Raw genomic sequence first — 15,978 nt, forward strand, 5'->3', positions numbered from 1 at the left:
TTGGGCCTCTCGCAGGGGGTGGGGGGGCCACGGGTTTTGGAAATGTCTTTGGGGTCGTTGGCGGCCCCCCCCCCCCCCGCGCGGGGGGGGGGGGGGGCCGGCCGGCCCGCACCCCCGCCTCGTTTGCCGAGTCGGGATGAGCGATTGGTCTTGCGTGGACTTCCCGGGGGCAACGGAACAACCATGAGGAACGGGATGAGTGTCAGGCGACTGGAATCGATGCTCCCGTTCCTCAGCAGGGACCTGGCCATCGATCTGGGCACCGCCGCCACCCGCATCCACGTGCGCGGCAAGGGCATCATGCTGAACGAGCCGTCCCTCGTCGCCGTCGACTCCGAGACCGGGCAGTTCGTCGCGTTCGGCGCGGAGGCCGGCAGGCAGCGGGCCGGGGTGGTCACCGTACGGCCGGTCAGGAACGGCGCGATCGTCGAGCCCGACGCGGCCCGCGTGATGCTCCGCCACTTCGTGCACAAGGTGCACGGCCACCCGTACGCCAGGCCGAGGATGACGATCGCGGTCCCGGGCGGGATCACCGCGATCGAGCGGAGGGTGATGGTGGAGGCGGCCTACGAGGCGCAGGCCCGCCAGATCATCTTCATGGAGCAGCCGCTGGCCGCGGCGCTCGGCGCGGGCCTGGCGCTGGGCGACCCGATGGCGGCCATCGTCGTGGACGTCGGCAGCGGCACCACGGACGTGGCCGCGGTGTCGATGGGCAGGGCGGTGGCCGTCCGGTCGATGCGGACGGGCGGCGAGGCGATGGACGCGGCGATCAGGCTGGAGGTCCGCCGCGCCCACGGCATCGTCATCGACGACCGGACGGCCGAGACGCTCAAGGAGCAGATCGGCTCGGCCTGCGAGCCGTCCGCGGGCCGGCGGATGGAGGTGAGCGGGACCCACCCGCGGCACGGTGCGCCGATGTCGGCCATGGTGTCGGCGGAATGCGTGCACGAGGCGCTCGACCCGGCGGTGCGGGCGATCGTCGAGGCGGTGCGCGAGGTGCTGGAGTCGTGCTCGCCGGAGATCGCCGCCGACGTGGCCAGGCGCGGCCTGCTGCTGACGGGCGGCGGCGCGCTGCTGAGCGGGCTGCCCAGGAGGCTGCGCCGCGATCTGGGCATCCCGGTCGACTTGGTGAACCGGCCCCAGCACACGGTGGCGCTGGGCCTGGGCATGTGGGCGGCGCGCAACTAGCCGGGCATCCGCTCCAGCAGGCTCTTCATGTCGTCGGCGTGCTCCTCCTCCTTCGCCAGGAGCTCCTCGAAGACGCGGCGCGTGGTGACGTCCTTGTCGCCGAGCCACTGGATGATCTCGGTGTAGGCGGCGATGGCGATGCGTTCGGCGACCAGATCCTCCTTGATCATCTCGGTGAGTCCGGGGCTGGCGTCGTACTGCGAGTGCGAGCGGGCGGTGAGCGTGTCGGGGTTGAGGTCGGGCTGGCCGCCGAGCTGCACGATCCTGGCGGCCAGCTTGTCGGCGTGCTCCTGCTCCTCGGCCGCGTGCTCCAGGAACTCGGCGGCGACCGACTCGGCCATGATGCCGGTGGCGGTGTAGTAGTGGCGCTTGTAGCGGAGCACGCAGACGATCTCGGTCGCCAGCGCCTCGTTGCACACCTGGATCACCCGATCCAGGTCCGCCCCGTAGGCGTCGGTGATGGGGCCCTTGCCGATCTCGGCCCTGGCGCGCTCGCGGATGGTCTTGATGTCGGTCAGGAACTCAGCCATGGCCCGCATATGCCCTCCCTGTCCGAAGTGACGCACCAGCGGCCCGCAAAGGATGGCTCTGCACTTCGTGTACGGCCCGCGGCCGGCGCGCTCTACAGGTAGAGCCGCAGCAGGTCGTCCTCGGTCTCGCGGCGGACGATCGCGCGGGCGGCGCCGTCCCGCACCGCCACGACGGGCGGCCGGGTCACGTGGTTGTAGTTGCTGGCCATGGAGCGCTGGTAGGCGCCCGACACCGGTACGGCCAGCAGGTCGCCTGGCCGGACGTCGTCAGGCAGCGGCAGATCCCTGACCAGCACGTCGCCGCTCTCGCAGTGCTTGCCGACCACGGTGAACGGGCTGAGCGGCGCGTCGGAGGCGCGGTTGGCCAGCGAGGCGGTGTAGGCGGCGCCGTACATGCCGGGGCGGGGGTTGTCGCTCATGCCGCCGTTCACGCTCACGAACCCGCCCTTGATCGTGCCGATCTCGTAGAGCGCCACCGTGGACGGCCCCGCGATGGACCTGCCGGGCTCGACGGCCAGGTGCAGGCCCGCCGTCTCCTTCCTGAGCACCGTGAGCAGCTCGGCGGGCGTCGGCGGGGTGGGGTCGTCCGGCGTGTAGGCGATGCCGAGGCCGCCGCCCAGGTCGAGCCTGGTGACGCCGACGGACGCGGCGAACTCGGCCATGCGGGCGGCGGCGACGCCGAAGCCGTCCAGTTCGGTGATCTGCGAGCCGATGTGGGAGTGCAGGCCGTACAGCTCCAGCGAGGGCTCGGCGGTCACCCGCTCCACCGCGAGCGCGGCCGCGCCGGCGCTCAGCGAGAAGCCGAACTTGGAGTCCTCGCCGCCGGTGGCGATGAAGGCGTGGGTGTGCGGGTCGACGCCCGGCGTCACCCTGATCATCACCCGCTGCCGGACGCCCAGCGAGGCGGCGATCGCGGCGAGCCTGGAGATCTCGGTGAAGGAGTCGACGACGACGCAGCCGATGCCCCACGCCACGGCGCGGCGCAGCTCGGCAGGCGACTTGTTGTTGCCGTGGAAGACGACCCGCTCGGGCGGCATCCCGCCGGCCATGGCCACCGCGAGCTCCCCGCCCGTGCAGACGTCGAGGGACAGGCCGAGCCGGTCGAGCCAGCGCACCACCTCGGGGCACAGGAACGCCTTGCCGCCGTAGTGGACGTCACCGTCCGGCAGCGCGTCCAGCCACGCCCGCGCGCGGGCGGCGAAGTCGGCCTCGTCCAGCACGTAGGCGGGCGTGCCGTACACACGGGCCAGCTCGACCGCGCCGATGCCGCCGAGATGCAGCTCCCCGCCGTCCCACGTGGCGGTCTGGGGCCAGATGTCCAAGCTCATAAGGCGCGAGCGTAAGCAACCACGACGCCTCGCAGGGCGGAGCGTCGATGGATTCGTTGGTGAGGGTCGCATGCCTTCACGAGGCTTGGTGGCGCATGACCGCCTGGCCACGATGTGGAGCCATGCGAAAACACCTGGTCATCGCCCTGGCGGCGGTCTGCGCGCTGGGCGCGGGATGCGGGAGGTCCACCTCGGGTACGGCGGCGCCCACGCCGCCCTCCTCGACCGGCAAGAGCGCCAAGGACCTCGTCCCCGACGCCGTGCGGAAGTCGGGCGAGCTGCGGATGGCGACCTCAGAGGGCTACCCGCCGATGGAGATGTACAAGCCGGGCACCCAGGAGATGACCGGCGTCGACGCCGACCTGGCCGTCGCCGTCGGGGCGCGGCTCGGGTTGCGGACCCGCATCATCAACGCCTCCTTCGACGGCCTCATCCCGGGGCTGCAGGGCGGCAGGTGGGACATCGCCATGGCCGCGCTCAGCGATCTGGAGCAGCGCCGCAAGGCCGTCGACTTCGTCGACTACTTCAACGCCGGCGGCTCGATCATGGTCAGGAAGGGCAACCCCGAAGGCATCAAGACCCTCGCCGACCTGTGCGGCAAGAAGGTCGTCCTGGCCAAGGGCAGCTCCAACCTGGAGATCGGCAAGCGCCAGAACGACAAGTGCGCGCAGAAGATGGAGATCATGCAGAGCGAGGACGCCCCGACCGGCCTGCTCACCATCGACTCCGGCCGCACGGTCGCCACGATCGTCGACTCGCCCGTGGCCGCCATGTACGCCAAGGAGACCGGCAAGTACGAGGTCCTCGCCGAGCAGTACGACGCCGGACCGTGGGGCATCGCGATCGACAAGAAGCAGACCGGCCTGCGCGACGCCGTCGCCAAGGCGCTGCAGGAGCTGATCGACAGCGGCGAGTACGGCAAGATCCTGGAGAAGTACGGCACGACGGCGAACGCCGTGGCCAAGGTCACGATCAACACCGGCGCATGACGGAGCTTCGGATCGAGGCGGTGAAACCGCCCAGGCCGGGACGGCTCGTCGCGGCGGTGCTGGCGGCGCTGGTGATGGCGTGGCTGATCTACACCGTCATCGTCAACCCCAACCTGCACTGGGACGTGATCGCCGAGTTCCTGCTGGACGGGCGCATCCTGGGCGGCCTGTGGATCACGATCGCGCTCACCGCGCTGTCCATGGTCATCGGCGTCGGCCTCGGCGTGCTCGCCGCCGTCATGCAGCTGTCGGACAGCCCCGTGCTGCGCGGCGCGGCCGGCCTGTACACCTGGTTCTTCCGCGGCACGCCGCTGCTGGTGCAGCTCATCTTCTGGTTCAACATCGGCCTGGTCTTCCCCGAGATCGGGATCGGCGTCCCGTTCGGCGGGCCGATGTTCCTCCAGTGGCCGGCCAACGAGCTGATCACGCCGTTCACGGCTGCGCTGCTCGGGCTGACCATCAACGAGGGCGCCTACATGGCCGAGATCGTCCGCGCCGGCATCCGCTCGGTCGATCCCGGCCAGCGGGAGGCGGCCGAGTCGCTCGGCATGACGCACCGGCAGATCCTGCGCAGGGTCGTGCTGCCCCAGGCGATGCGGGTGATCATCCCGCCGACCGGCAACCAGTTCATCTCGATGCTGAAGACCACCTCGATGGTCTCCGTCATCTCCGGCGCCGAGCTGCTGACCGTCTCCCAGCGGATCTACCTGGACAACTTCGAGGTCATCGCGCTGCTGGTGGTCGCCTCGACGTGGTACCTGCTGCTCACCAGCGTGGCCACCGTCGGCCAGCGCTTCCTGGAGAGGAGGTTCAGCCGTGGCCACTAGCATGGTGAAGATCGAGTCGGTCAGGAAGCGCTTCGGGCAGCTCGAGGTGCTGAAGGGCGTCAGCCTCGACGTGCCGGCCGGCTCGGTGGTCTGCGTGGTGGGTCCCTCCGGTTCCGGCAAGTCGACGCTGCTGCGCTGCGTCAACCGGCTGGAGACGATCGACGCGGGCCGGGTGTGGGTGGACGGCGAGCTCATGGGCTTCGCCGAGAAGGGCGGCAGGCTGCACCTGCTGCGGCCCGACGAGCTGTGCCGGCAGCGGCAGGAGATCGGCATGGTCTTCCAGCGCTTCCACCTGTTCCCGCACATGACCGCGCTGGAGAACGTCATGGAGGGTCCGTGCACGGTCAAGCGCGTCTCGAAGGCCGCGGCCACCTCCCGGGCGCTCGCGTTGCTCGACCGGGTGGGCCTGGCCGACAGGGCGGGGCACTACCCCCGGCAGCTGTCGGGCGGCCAGCAGCAGCGGGTCGCGATCGCGCGCAGCCTGGCCATGAACCCGAAGCTCATGCTGTTCGACGAGCCGACCAGCGCGCTCGACCCCGAACTGGTGCAGGAGGTGCTGCAGGTCATGCGCGACCTGGCGGCCAGCGGGATGACGATGATCGTGGTCACCCACGAGATGGGGTTCGCCAGGGAGGCGGGCGACCACCTGGTGTTCATCGACGACGGCGTGATCGTGGAGGAGGGCCCGCCCCGCGAGGTGCTGTCCCAGCCGCGTCACGAACGCACCCGCGCCTTCCTCGGGCAGGTCTTGTGAACGGCGCACTCCTCGGGAAGGGTTCGGCTCCGTGAGCCTCGACGTAATGATCAGCGGTGGCCTGGTGGCCGACGGGACGGGCGCGCCGTTGCGCCGGGCCGACGTCGGCGTCACCGGTGACCGCCTCGTCCTGCTGCCCAAGGGCGGCCCGGCCGACGGCGGGGGAGCGCGGGTGATCGACGCCACCGGGCTGGTGGTCGCTCCCGGCTTCATCGACGTCCACACTCACTCCGACGCGGTGTCCCTGCTCGGCGAGGCGGGCAGGCAGCTGGCCGCCGCCCCCGTGCGCATGGGTGTCACTGTGGAGATCTGCGGCAACTGCGGGTCGAGCCTGTTTCCCGCGCTGCCCGAGCGGGTGCCGGCGCTGAGCCGGTCCAGCAGGGCGGGTTTCGGCGGCGACATCCCGATATTTCAGGACTACGGGGCGTTCGTGGAGGCGCACGAGCGGGCCCCGCGGTCCAACCATCTGACCTCCCTCGTCGGCCACGGCACCCTCCGCGCCGGCGTGCTCGGCTACGAGGACCGCCCTGCCACCCCGGCCGAGCTCGACACCATGTGCGCGTTGCTGGACGACGCGCTGGCCGCCGGGGCGGCGGGCCTGTCCACGGGGCTCATCTACACCCCCGGCACCTACGGCGACACGGCCGAGGTGGTCGCGCTGGCCAGGGTCGCGGCCAGGTACGGCAAGCCGTACGTGACCCACCTGAGAGACGAGATGTCCCGCGTCGAGCAGGCGCTGGAGGAGGCCGTCGAGATCGCCCGCAGGAGCGGGGCCGCGCTGCACGTCAGCCACCACAAGACCGCAGGCAGGCACGCCTGGGGCAGAACCCGGCGGACGCTCCCGCGCATCGCCGAGCTGCGGGCCCAGGGCATGGACGTCACCTGCGACGTCTACCCCTACACCGAGGGCAGCACGTCGCTGTCGGCGATGTTCCCCCCGTGGGCCAACGACGGCGGCACCGAGGCGTTGCTCGAACGGCTGCGCGACCCCCTCCAGCGCGACCGGATGCGCCGGGCGATCGAGGAGGGCGTGCCCGGCTGGGAGAACACGGTCGGCAACGGCGGATGGGATCGCATCTCCGTCGCCTGCGCCGTCAACCATCCCGAGGTCGAGGGCCGCACCATCGCCGAGCTGGGCGGCGACCCCGTGGACACCGCCGCCGAGCTGCTCCTCGCCGAGGAGGGCGAGGTGACGATCATCAGCCACTCGATGCGCGAGGACGACGTCCAGCGGGTTCTGGCCAGCGAGTTCGCCATGATCGGCTCGGACGGCGTGCCCAAGCCAGGTCATCCGCACCCGCGCCTGGCCGGCACCTTCCCCAGGGTGCTCGGCCGCTACTCCCGCGACCAGGGCCTGTTCCCGCTGGAGGTCGCCGTCCACAAGATGACCGGCATGGCGGCCGACAGGTTCGGGCTCACCGGCAGGGGAGTCGTGCGCGACGGCGCGCACGCCGACCTGGTGCTGCTCGACCCCGAGACGGTGGCCGACGGCGCCACCTACGCCGATCCGCTGCTGCCGCCCACCGGCATCCGGGCCGTCGTCGTGGCGGGCCGGGTCGCCGTGGAAGACGGCACGCTCACCGAAGACAGACCAGGAAGGATCATCGGGCGGTGAACGACATCACGCTCGCCGTGGCGACGCGCGATCTGGTGACGGGAGAGTTCCACGGCGTCAACGAGGACGCCGAGCTGCCGCTGGCCAGCGTCGGCAAGCTGCTCCTGCTGGCCGAGGTGGCGATGAGCATCGAAGGCGGCATCCTCCACCCCGACACGCCCGTGACGCTGCACGAGGACGACTACTGCGGCGGCTCGGGGCTGCTGCTGTCGCTGTCCGGGCGCAGCTGGACGATCGGCGACCTGGCCCTGCTGACCGCCGCGATCAGCGACAACACCGCCACCAACGCCCTGCTGCGCAGGGTCGGCGTGGACCGGGTCAACGCGGCGGCCGCCGCCCTCGGCCTGTCGAGAACCCGGCTGCTCGACCGCATCAGGGAGCCGCGCGGCCCCGAGGATCCGCCGACGTTCGCGATCGGCACCGCCGCCGAGCTCTCCGGCCTGGCCGCGCTCGTCGCGGGTGCGGGCGGCTGGCAGGTGCTCATGCGCGGCTGGATGCAGCAGAACACCGACCACAGCCTCGTCCCCGCCCTGGTCAGGCACGATCCCGAAGGCGGCTGGCTGGCCAACAAGACCGGCACCGACGACGGCGTCAGGTCCGACGTCGGGATCATGGACGGGCGGATCGCCTACGCCGTGCTCGCCCACGGTCCCTCGGGCAGCGAGCACGAGCTGGCGTCCGCCGTACGGCAGGCGGGGCTGGACATCGCGGCCCGCCTCAGCGCAACGAGGGCTCCAGCGAGTTCCTGAGCTGCGCCGAGGCCGTGCGCAGGTAGGCGAGGAAGGACCGGGCGGCCGGGTTCGGGTTGGTCGGCCGCCTGGCCACGCCGATCCTGCGGAACAGGTTCGGCGTGGCCAGGCGGCAGGTGGTCAGCCCCGTCGCGCCCTGCAGGCCGAGGCTCGGCACCAGCGCGACGCCGAGCCCGGCCCGCACCAGGCCGATCGTCACCTCGTAGTGGTCGCTGCGGCAGCGGATCTGCGGCGAGAAGCCCTCCAGCGTGCTGGCCCGCTCGAGGATCGACACCGGGTGCTCGGCGCCGAACGTGGTGATCCACGGCTCGTCGGCCAGGTCGGCCAGCCGTACCCTGGGCCGCTGGGCGGCGGGGTGGCCGGCCGGCACGACCAGGAGCTGCGGCTCGTCGAACAGGTGCACCACCTCCACCCCTTCGGGGCACTGCCACGGGTCGAGGGCGTGCTCGAAGACCACCAGCACGTCGAGCGCGCCGCGCTCCAGATCGGGCAGCAGCTCGTACGGCTGGCCCTCCACCAGGTCGAGCGCCACCTTGGGATACCGGGAGGCGAACCGCGACAGCGCCAGCGGCAGCAGCCGGTAGCCCGCGGAGGCGAAGAAGCCGATGCGCAGCTCACCGGCGTCCACCCTGGCCTGGGCGAGCAGGTCCTTCTCCGCCGCCTCGATGATGTCCACCACCTCCTGCGCGCGGATGGCGAGGCGGCGTCCGGCCTCGGTCAGCCGCAGGCTCTGCGCGTTGCGCTCGACCAGGCCGACACCCGCCTCCTGCTCCAGGCGGGACAGCTGGTGGGACACCGCGGACGGCGACAGCTTCAACACTCTCGCCGCACCGGCGATGCTGCCCGTCCTGAACACCTCAAGCAGGACACGCAGCCGGTTACTACTCAACACGTGACCAAGAGTATGAGCCTGATCACCGAACCGCACCAGCGGTGTCGGCACGCTCCCGCCGCGACGGGCGTCATCGGGATCCACGCGCGACACCCCAGAGCGGGGCGGGCGACAGTCAGGAGCACATGCCGGCCGGGTACGGCCGGCCGGGGAACAGCCGCCGCCAGCCCGCCTCGTCCAGCGCGCCGCCCGCCTTCGCGCAGACAGCCTTGGCGGCCAGCGCCGGGTCGACGGGGCTCTCCCGCACGGTGCCGTCCTCCCGCAGGCCGATCAGCCTCGCGCCGTCGGCGCTGAAGGCCACGTCGGCGATGTCCTGGCCCAGCGGCACCCTGCTGATCTCGCGCAGCGTCGTGGCGTCCCACAGCGTGGTGTGGTCGCCGCCCAGCGCCAGCAGCGTGCCGTCCGGCGAGAACCTGATGCTGGCGCCCGGCACCGCACGCCTGACCGTCTGCGGGGGCCAGGTGCTCAGCCTCCACACCGCGAAGAAGTCGGCGTCGATCACGAAGGCGGCCGTGCGGCCGTCGGGAGCGAAAGCGCCGGCGAAAGTGCTGCCGCCCAGTTCGGTGACCTTGCCCGACGGCAGGTCCACCAGGTCGCGTCCCGCGAACAGCCGCCTGCCGTCGGGGGAGAAGACCAGCGGCCGGGCGATCGTGGCGAGCGGGCCCATGACCGGCTCGCCCTCCGGCACGCTCCAGATTCTCAGCTCGCCTGCGGCCGAGATGGCCAGCCGCCGGCCGTCGGCCGACAGCGCCACGTCGTCGACCGGGCCGGTGGGGATCGCGAGGACCTGGGTGCGGCTCGCCACGTCCCAGACCGTGGTGTCCTGCCCGCCCACCGCCAGTAACCTGGCCGTGCCGTCGAAGGAGAGCTCGCCCGCCACGGGGAGGCCGCCCATGAGCTCGCCCGTCGCCGTGTCGTGCAGGTCGGTCCGCTGTCCCCGCTGGACGGCGGCGACGCTGCCGTCGGGGGAGAGCAGCCGCTGCGGCGGTGCGCCGGCGAAGAACCGGCGGCCGGCGCTGAGCGCGATCGTCTCCTGCCGGCGGGGCGCGTCGGCCAGGACGTCGGAGACGTCGATGGAGTGCACGGTGCCGCCCTCCACCGTGTAGCGGATCGCCCTGCCGTCGGCCGAGAAGGCGAACTCTCCTGCCGCCTTCTCGGCCGGATAGGTGCCGAGCAGGTGGCCGTCGGACAGCCGCCACAACCGGACCGTCTGCCCGAACTCCTGCTCGGGCCAGGTCTGGCTCGTCTCGGGGGGCGGCTGGGAGGGCTGGTCCGACACCGGCCCGGTCCAGGCGGCGGGCCCGGGTTCCAGCTCGCCGGGTTCGAGCGGTTCGAGCAGGAAGCGGCCGTCGGGCGAGAACGACTGCGGTCCCCACCACCCTCCGACGTCCCGCTCGCGGTCGGCCAGGCGTGCCTTGACGGTGCCGGTGGTCGTGTCGAGCAGGGTGCCGCCGATCATCAGGCGGCGCCCGTCGGGGCTGAAGGCCGTGACCGGCGGCAGCTCGACGTCGGCCGCGCCGACGAGCGGCTCGCCCGCGTGGGTGTAGAGGCGCGCTCGCCGGGTGAGGTCCCACACCTGGACCCGGCCCGAGGCGGCGGAGACCGCGGCCCACCTGCCGTCGGGGGAGGTGGCGACGGTCGCCTGGGTGACGTCGAGGAGCGGGGGGCCGCCCTCGGTCGAGTAGAGCCGGGTGCGGTGGCCGGTGGTGACGCCGAGGAGCCCGCCCCGCGCGTACAGCGCGGGCCTGCCGCCTGGCCAGGTGCCCCGGACGGGTGCCCCGGTGGTCAGGTCCCACACGCGGACCGCCTCGTCGTCGCCCGCGGCGTAGAACCTGCCGTCACCGGACAGCGCGGTCCACCCGTCGGCGGGCACGGGCAGGCGGTACTCGCCGGCCAGCTTCCTCGTGGCCAGATCCCAGCGCCGCAGCCGGTCGTTCCGCCGGCCGAGCAGGCTGGTGCCGTCGTCGGCGAGGCGGTAGGCCGTGCCGGCCACCGGCTCGGGGTCGCTGAAGGTGTCGAGGTCGCTCTGGCCGAGCGAGCGCTGCAGGGCGTCGCGGGCCTCCGGCACCGGCGCCAGGGTCCACGCGGCCACGCTCAGCTTCATCGCGGTCATGGGGTCCGCGCTGCGCAGGCTCTCGGCGCGCGCCGCCACCTCCCTGGCGCTCTCGTGGGCCGCGTCGCTGGAGCCGTCGCCGGACGTGCCGCGGGACGGTTCGCCCGCCGCGTCGCGGGAAGGGTCGTGGGCCGCGCCGGCCAGGTCGCTCGTGCCCGCCTGCCGGTGGCGGGACAGCCCGTCCGTCACGGTCACCACCGTCGCCGCCAGCGCCACCGCCACGGCCGCGGCCAGCCCCGCCACCAGCATCCTGCGTCTGTGCCTGCGCCGCCGGAAGGGCGTGACGTCCTCGGCCCACGTGCGCAGCCTCGGCCACGCGTGGAACAGAGCTTGGCTGGCCGGGCCCACCGAGTCGTCGGCGACGGCGACCAGCCTTCCCTCCGGCCGGTCGGCGGGCGGCACCGCGATGCTGCGCCGTACCAGGAGGCCCGCCTCGGTCAGCGCGGCGACCGCCGGGTCGTCGCCGACCTCGGCCAGCGGGAGCCTGCCCGGCTCGCGCATCCGCAGCAGGATCTCCGGGAGCGTCGACTGCTGCTCGGGCGGCAGGCTCTGGTAGACGCGCTCGGCCACGTCGCCGAGCGCGGGCGGGCCCGTCAGCCCCTCCGGCGGCCTGATCTCGGCGGCCAGGTGGGCGCCGACGGCCGGCTCGGCGCTGCCCGTCAGGCCGATCAGCAGCTCGCGCGCCGTGGGCCGGTCGCCGGGCTCCTTGGACAGCGCCCTGGCGGCCAGGGACCTGAGCGGTTCGGGCAGGTCGCTCACGTCGGGATCGACGGTCAGCACCGCGTGCATCAGCTCGCCCAGGCTCTCGGCCGCGAAGGGGTCGCGGCCCGTCGCGGCGAACAGGACGGCCGCCCCCCACGAGAACACGTCCGCGGGCGGCCCCGCGGCGCCCCCGGTGAACACCTCGGGGGTGGGACGCTGCGCGTCGGCTGTGCCGACACCGGTGACCCTGGGACCCTCGGAGCCCAGCCGCAGGCAGCCGGGCCCCAGATGGAGGTGGACGGCGCCCGCGTCGTGGATCGCGACCAGCGCGGTGGCCAGCGCGACCGCGATCCTGTGCAGCGCCTCGCCCGCGTAGGGGCCGGCATGCGCGACCGCCTCCCGCAGGCTGGGCCCCTCGACGAACTCGCTGACCACGTAGCCGGGCCCCGACTCGACCACCCTGGCCACGCAGTGCGGCGCCACCACGGGCGCCCTGCCGCGCGCCATCTTGATCACATAGCGTCTGCCCCCGCGGTCATAGGCGTCGAAGCAGGAGCCGAGCCGTCCCGCCAGCCAGTAGCCGCCCAGCCGGTCGGGATCGTCGGGAAGCAAACGCGTCGTCACTGCAGCTTAGATGCGCCGATCCCGGATTTGGTTGTGACCCATTCGCGGCGCAGCACCGACATGACGATCTCGTCGTGCCACACGCCCTCCCACAGCAGGGCGTCGCGCAGCACACCCTCCACGACGAAGCCGGCCTTCTCGTAGACGTGCCTGGCGCGCTCGTTGAAGGCGTAGACGCCCAGGCTGACCCGGTTGATCGGGGTCGTGGCGAAGACGTGGCCGAGCACCAGCCTGATCGCCTCGGTGCCGAAGCCCTTGCCGAACACCCGCGACCCGATCAGCGCGATCCGCAGGTTGCACGAGAGGTTGTCGGCGTCGAGCTCGTTGAGCACGATCTCGCCGACGTACTCGTCGCCGTGGCAGATCGCCAGGTCGAGCCGGTCGTCGTGGTCCTTGCGGGTGGCGTACCACATCGTGGCGCGCTCGCGGTCCACTCCCGCGCGCGATCCGGTCAGCCGTCTGACCTCCTCGTCGGAGGCCAGTTCGAGCAGGCCGTCGACGTGCTCGGCGCCGACGGGGCGCAGTGTGATCCGCTCCCCGGTCAGGGTGGGTTTGGTGACGAACATGCGCTCTTCCTATCGGATGGCGTCCAGGGCCTGTCCCGCCGCCTCCTGCGGCGGCGTCGACGTCGTGTCGACCCGCAGGTCGGCGACCTGCCTGAAGTACGGGTCCCGCCTGGCCTTCATGACGGCGGGGTCGAAGTCGGGGCGGTGGTCGCTCGACCGCATCCGCTCCGCCAGCACCTCGGGGGTCGCGTCCAGCCAGATCACGAACGCCTGCCGCAGCGCCGCGCGCACCTCGGGGCGCTCCACGGTGCTCGCCGCCGCGGCCACGACCTGGTCCTCGCCGAGCGCGTCGAGCACGTGCTCGGCCTCCCGCTCGTGCAGGACGTCGGCGCCCTCCGTCCTGGCGATCTCGGCCGCGCTGCTGCCGTACCGGCGCCTGAGATAGGAGTCGCTGTCGCTCATCGGCAGGCCGAGCGCCTGCGCCAGCAGCAGGGCCACGGTGCTCTTGCCCGACCCCATCAGCCCGATGACGACGACGGGTTTGTTTCTCGACATGGGGATAGAGGTTTCCTTGGCTCTAGGGAGGTATTCCATGACCATCGCCGGAAGCATTTTCCTCATCATGCTCGGCGCCGTGCTCACATGGGCCGTCGAATGGGACATCGCCGGCCTGGACATCAACATCGTGGGCGTCATCCTCATGCTGGGTGGAGTCGCCTTACTGCTGTTCGGGCTCTACCGGGTCCGCGTGACGCGCGAGATCGTGTCGCCGGTCGAGCCCGACAGGGAGCGCACGACCGTGTACGAGGAGCGGCGCTACACCGACCCGCCGCAGATCTGACAGAGGGGGTTCGCCATGCCCGGACGCGAGGAACTGCCTTCGACCATCGCGCGCTCGCCGAAGAAGGCGCAGGAGACCTGGATCAAGGCGCACGACTCGGCGGTGAAGACCTACGGCGAGGGCGAGCGCGCCCACCGCACCGCCTTCTCGGCGCTCAAGCACTCCTTCGAGAAGGTCGGCGACCACTGGGAGCCGAAGTCCGGCAAGGGCCCCTCCGACAAGGGCGCCACCGACCGTTCCGGGCGGACCGCCGAGGGCGTCGACGCCAACGCCAGCAAGCAGCACCTGTACGACGTGGCCGCCAGGCTCGGCGTCACGGGACGCTCCAAGATGACCAAGTCCGAGCTCGTCGACGCGATCAAGAAGGCCAACCGGCGGGAGACGGCCAGATCACGCTGACCGAGTGCGAAAGGGGATCCCCAGGCGCGGGGATCCCCTTTCGCGTACCCGGGCTCTCACAGCAGGCGCCTGACCGCCGCCACGATGGCGCGCCGGTCGATGCCCGCGTCGGCCAGCTGCTCGGCGGGAGTGGCCGAGCCCGGCATCCCCCGCACCGCCAGCTTGATCACCCGCGGCCCCAGCTCGGAGACGGCGTCGAGCACCGCGTCGCCGAGGCCGCCCTCCGGCCGGTGGTCCTCGACGGTGATGAGGTTCCCCGTCGTGGTGGCGGCCTCGTTCAGCACGGCCTGGTCGACGGGCTTGATCGAGTACATGTCGACGACGCCGACGGGAACGCCCTCACCCTTGAGCGTGTCGGCCGCGGCCAGCGCCTCATGGACGGTGATCCCCGCCGCGATGATGGTCGCCCGGTCGTCGGGCGAGTGCCGCAGCACCCGTGAACCGCCGACGGTGAACGGCTCGCCGGGATCGTAGATGACGGGCGTGTCCCCACGCGTGGTGCGCAGGTAGGAGACACCCCGGATGTCGGCCATCTCGTTGACCAGCGCCGCGGTCTGGTTGGCGTCACAGGGGTAGAGCACCGTGCTGCCGTGGACGGCGCGCAGCATGGCCAGGTCCTCCAGCCCCATCTGCGAGGGGCCGTCCTCGCCGATCGACACGCCCGCGTGCGAGCCCACGACGCGCAGGTTCGCGCCGCTGACCCCGGCCATCCTGAGGAAGTCGTGCGCCCTGGTGAGGAAGGCGGCGAAGGTCGACACGTACGGCACCCAGCCCCGGATCTGCAGGCCGACGCCGGTGGCGACCATCTCCTGCTCGGCGATGTAGCACTCGAAGAACCGCTCGGGGAAGGCGTGCGCGAAGGCCTCGGTCCTGGTGGAGTCGGCCACCTCGCCGTCCACCACCACCACGTCGCCGCGAGCCTCGCCCAGGGTTCTCAGCGCCTCGCCGAACGCGGTCCTGGTGGCGGCCTTCGTGCCGACCTCGAAGACCGGCCATTCGGTGGGGCCGCTGTCGAAGACGTGCGGCGGGCGGTCGTTGTCCGGCGGGCTGACCTTGACGGTCACGCCCCGGTCGCCGCCCAGCTCGCGGATGGCCTGCTCGGGGTCCTTCAGCGGCTTGCCGTGGGCGCCCTCGCGGTTGTCCACCGCGCTGACGCCTTCACCCTTGCGGGTGCGGGCCAGGATCACGGTCGGGCGCCTGCGCGTGTTGCGCGCGTCGCCGAGCGCGTAGTCGATCTCGCCGGGGTCGTGGCCGTCCACCTCGATCGTGTGCCAGCCGAAGGCGCCGAACCTGCGCGCGTAGGCGCCGGTGTCCCAGCCGTGCCGGGTCGGGCCGCGCTGGCCGAGCCTGTTCACGTCGACGATCGCGGTGATGTTGGCCAGGCCCTCGTCGGCGGCGTGCTCGGCGGCCTCCCATATCGAGCCCTCGGCCAGCTCGCTGTCCCCGCACAGCACCCACACGTGGTACGGCAGCCGGTCGAGGCGCCGCCCCGCCAGCGCCACTCCCACGCCGACCGGCAGTCCCTGCCCGAGAGAGCCCGTCGCCACGTCGACCCACGGCAGGCGCGGCGTCGGATGGCCCTCCAGGCGGCTGCCGCGCTTCCTGAAGCTCAGCATCTCCTCGTCCGTGATGGCCCCCGCCGCCTTGAACAGCGCGTACAGCAAGGGAGAGGCGTGCCCCTTGGAGAAGATGAGGTGGTCGTTGGCGGGATTGCCGGGGTCGTCGAAGTCGTATCTCAGATGGTGGGCGAACAGCACGGCCATCAGGTCCGCCGCGGACATGGACGAGGTCGGGTGGCCTGAACCCGCCGCCGCGGAGCTTCGCACCGAGTCCACCCGCAGCTGCGCCGCCAGCTCGCACAGGTAATGAACATCGCGCTCGGGCATCGGTCCTCCTAGGGTCTCCCGCCGCCTACCCAGCC

At 72.2% G+C, this 15,978-nt stretch carries 15 protein-coding genes; 8 read left to right on the forward strand and 7 right to left on the reverse strand.

The genetic code is table 11. The annotated features are described in order from the left end of the window. Positions 1–195 precede the first annotated feature (195 nt). Positions 196–1,188, forward strand: coding sequence for a rod shape-determining protein MreB (gene mreB, locus ACWEVS_RS41375; RefSeq protein ID WP_452556324.1), 993 nt, complete (start codon positions 196–198; stop codon positions 1,186–1,188). On the opposite strand, the gene ACWEVS_RS41380 is transcribed toward mreB, so the two are convergent. Both ACWEVS_RS41380 and lysA read right to left on the reverse strand, forming a co-directional pair. Continuing rightward, complete coding sequence (locus ACWEVS_RS41380; protein WP_449917544.1) at positions 1,185–1,718, reverse strand: ferritin-like domain-containing protein; 534 nt, start codon at positions 1,716–1,718, stop codon at positions 1,185–1,187. The two genes, mreB and ACWEVS_RS41380, sit on opposite strands and share 4 nt — an antisense overlap. A 92-nt stretch (positions 1,719–1,810) precedes the next feature. After that, on the reverse strand, positions 1,811–3,046 hold the full coding sequence (gene lysA / locus ACWEVS_RS41385) for a diaminopimelate decarboxylase (RefSeq protein WP_452556326.1): 1,236 nt from the start codon (positions 3,044–3,046) through the stop codon (positions 1,811–1,813). Between the two features lie 122 nt (positions 3,047–3,168). On the opposite strand from lysA, the gene ACWEVS_RS41390 reads away from it, so the two are divergent. From ACWEVS_RS41390 to ACWEVS_RS41410, 5 genes are read left to right on the forward strand one after another with little or no spacing between them, the layout of a single operon-like run. After that, entirely contained in the window at positions 3,169–4,035 is an 867-nt protein-coding gene (locus ACWEVS_RS41390) for an ABC transporter substrate-binding protein (RefSeq protein ID WP_449917539.1), read from the forward strand. Next, complete coding sequence (locus tag ACWEVS_RS41395; protein WP_452412543.1) at positions 4,032–4,862, forward strand: amino acid ABC transporter permease; 831 nt, start codon at positions 4,032–4,034, stop codon at positions 4,860–4,862. Before ACWEVS_RS41390 ends, ACWEVS_RS41395 begins: the two co-directional genes overlap by 4 nt. Before the next feature lies 1 nt (position 4,863). Further along, positions 4,864–5,616 (forward strand): amino acid ABC transporter ATP-binding protein, encoded by a 753-nt coding sequence (locus ACWEVS_RS41400; protein ID WP_449917586.1) that lies wholly within the window; start codon positions 4,864–4,866, stop codon positions 5,614–5,616. A gap of 31 nt (positions 5,617–5,647) precedes the next feature. Beyond that, a complete protein-coding gene (locus ACWEVS_RS41405) occupies positions 5,648–7,231 on the forward strand; it encodes an N-acyl-D-amino-acid deacylase family protein (RefSeq protein ID WP_452556328.1) in 1,584 nt (527 codons plus the stop codon). Beyond that, entirely contained in the window at positions 7,228–7,980 is a 753-nt protein-coding gene (locus ACWEVS_RS41410; RefSeq protein ID WP_452412545.1) for a serine hydrolase, read from the forward strand. The genes ACWEVS_RS41405 and ACWEVS_RS41410 overlap by 4 nt, the downstream gene beginning before the upstream one ends. Here the strand turns inward: ACWEVS_RS41410 and ACWEVS_RS41415 are convergent. From ACWEVS_RS41415 to ACWEVS_RS41430, 4 genes are all read right to left on the reverse strand, one after another. Next, entirely contained in the window at positions 7,949–8,872 is a 924-nt protein-coding gene (locus ACWEVS_RS41415) for a LysR family transcriptional regulator (protein WP_354913779.1), read from the reverse strand. The genes ACWEVS_RS41410 and ACWEVS_RS41415 overlap by 32 nt on opposite strands. Positions 8,873–8,987: 115 nt before the next feature. Continuing rightward, complete coding sequence (locus tag ACWEVS_RS41420) at positions 8,988–12,311, reverse strand: nSTAND1 domain-containing NTPase (RefSeq protein ID WP_452556330.1); 3,324 nt, start codon at positions 12,309–12,311, stop codon at positions 8,988–8,990. Continuing rightward, positions 12,308–12,877 carry a GNAT family N-acetyltransferase gene (locus ACWEVS_RS41425; RefSeq protein ID WP_354913775.1) on the reverse strand — a complete coding sequence of 190 codons (570 nt, stop codon included), beginning with the start codon at positions 12,875–12,877 and terminating at the stop codon, positions 12,308–12,310. Before ACWEVS_RS41425 ends, ACWEVS_RS41420 begins: the two co-directional genes overlap by 4 nt. Before the next feature lie 9 nt (positions 12,878–12,886). Next, positions 12,887–13,372 carry a shikimate kinase gene (locus ACWEVS_RS41430; protein ID WP_452412547.1) on the reverse strand — a complete coding sequence of 162 codons (486 nt, stop codon included), beginning with the start codon at positions 13,370–13,372 and terminating at the stop codon, positions 12,887–12,889. A gap of 37 nt (positions 13,373–13,409) precedes the next feature. On the opposite strand from ACWEVS_RS41430, the gene ACWEVS_RS41435 reads away from it, so the two are divergent. Beyond that, positions 13,410–13,658: a DUF6458 family protein gene (locus ACWEVS_RS41435; RefSeq protein ID WP_354913772.1), complete on the forward strand. Its 249-nt coding sequence runs from the start codon at positions 13,410–13,412 to the stop codon at positions 13,656–13,658. Between the two features lie 15 nt (positions 13,659–13,673). Continuing rightward, entirely contained in the window at positions 13,674–14,057 is a 384-nt protein-coding gene (locus tag ACWEVS_RS41440) for a ChaB family protein (protein ID WP_449917521.1), read from the forward strand. A gap of 56 nt (positions 14,058–14,113) precedes the next feature. Here the strand turns inward: ACWEVS_RS41440 and ACWEVS_RS41445 are convergent, their stop codons facing one another. Then, positions 14,114–15,943, reverse strand: a complete 1,830-nt coding sequence (locus ACWEVS_RS41445; RefSeq protein WP_449917519.1) for a transketolase — start codon at positions 15,941–15,943, stop codon at positions 14,114–14,116. Between the last annotated feature and the right edge of the window lie 35 nt (positions 15,944–15,978).

This window comes from Nonomuraea sp. NPDC003754 (assembly GCF_053605785.1).

Excerpts from the sequence above, each read along its gene's own strand:
- mreB (WP_452556324.1), top strand. The coding sequence starts at position 196 with ATGAGTGTCAGGCGACTGGAATCGATGCTCCCGTTCCTCAGCAGGGAC.
- ACWEVS_RS41380 (WP_449917544.1), bottom strand. The coding sequence starts at position 1,718 with ATGGCTGAGTTCCTGACCGACATCAAGACCATCCGCGAGCGCGCCAGG.
- lysA (WP_452556326.1), bottom strand. The coding sequence starts at position 3,046 with ATGAGCTTGGACATCTGGCCCCAGACCGCCACGTGGGACGGCGGGGAG.
- ACWEVS_RS41390 (WP_449917539.1), top strand. The coding sequence starts at position 3,169 with ATGCGAAAACACCTGGTCATCGCCCTGGCGGCGGTCTGCGCGCTGGGC.
- ACWEVS_RS41395 (WP_452412543.1), top strand. The coding sequence starts at position 4,032 with ATGACGGAGCTTCGGATCGAGGCGGTGAAACCGCCCAGGCCGGGACGG.
- ACWEVS_RS41400 (WP_449917586.1), top strand. The coding sequence starts at position 4,864 with ATGGTGAAGATCGAGTCGGTCAGGAAGCGCTTCGGGCAGCTCGAGGTG.
- ACWEVS_RS41425 (WP_354913775.1), bottom strand. The coding sequence starts at position 12,877 with ATGTTCGTCACCAAACCCACCCTGACCGGGGAGCGGATCACACTGCGC.
- ACWEVS_RS41430 (WP_452412547.1), bottom strand. The coding sequence starts at position 13,372 with ATGTCGAGAAACAAACCCGTCGTCGTCATCGGGCTGATGGGGTCGGGC.
- ACWEVS_RS41435 (WP_354913772.1), top strand. The coding sequence starts at position 13,410 with ATGACCATCGCCGGAAGCATTTTCCTCATCATGCTCGGCGCCGTGCTC.
- ACWEVS_RS41440 (WP_449917521.1), top strand. The coding sequence starts at position 13,674 with ATGCCCGGACGCGAGGAACTGCCTTCGACCATCGCGCGCTCGCCGAAG.
- ACWEVS_RS41445 (WP_449917519.1), bottom strand. The coding sequence starts at position 15,943 with ATGCCCGAGCGCGATGTTCATTACCTGTGCGAGCTGGCGGCGCAGCTG.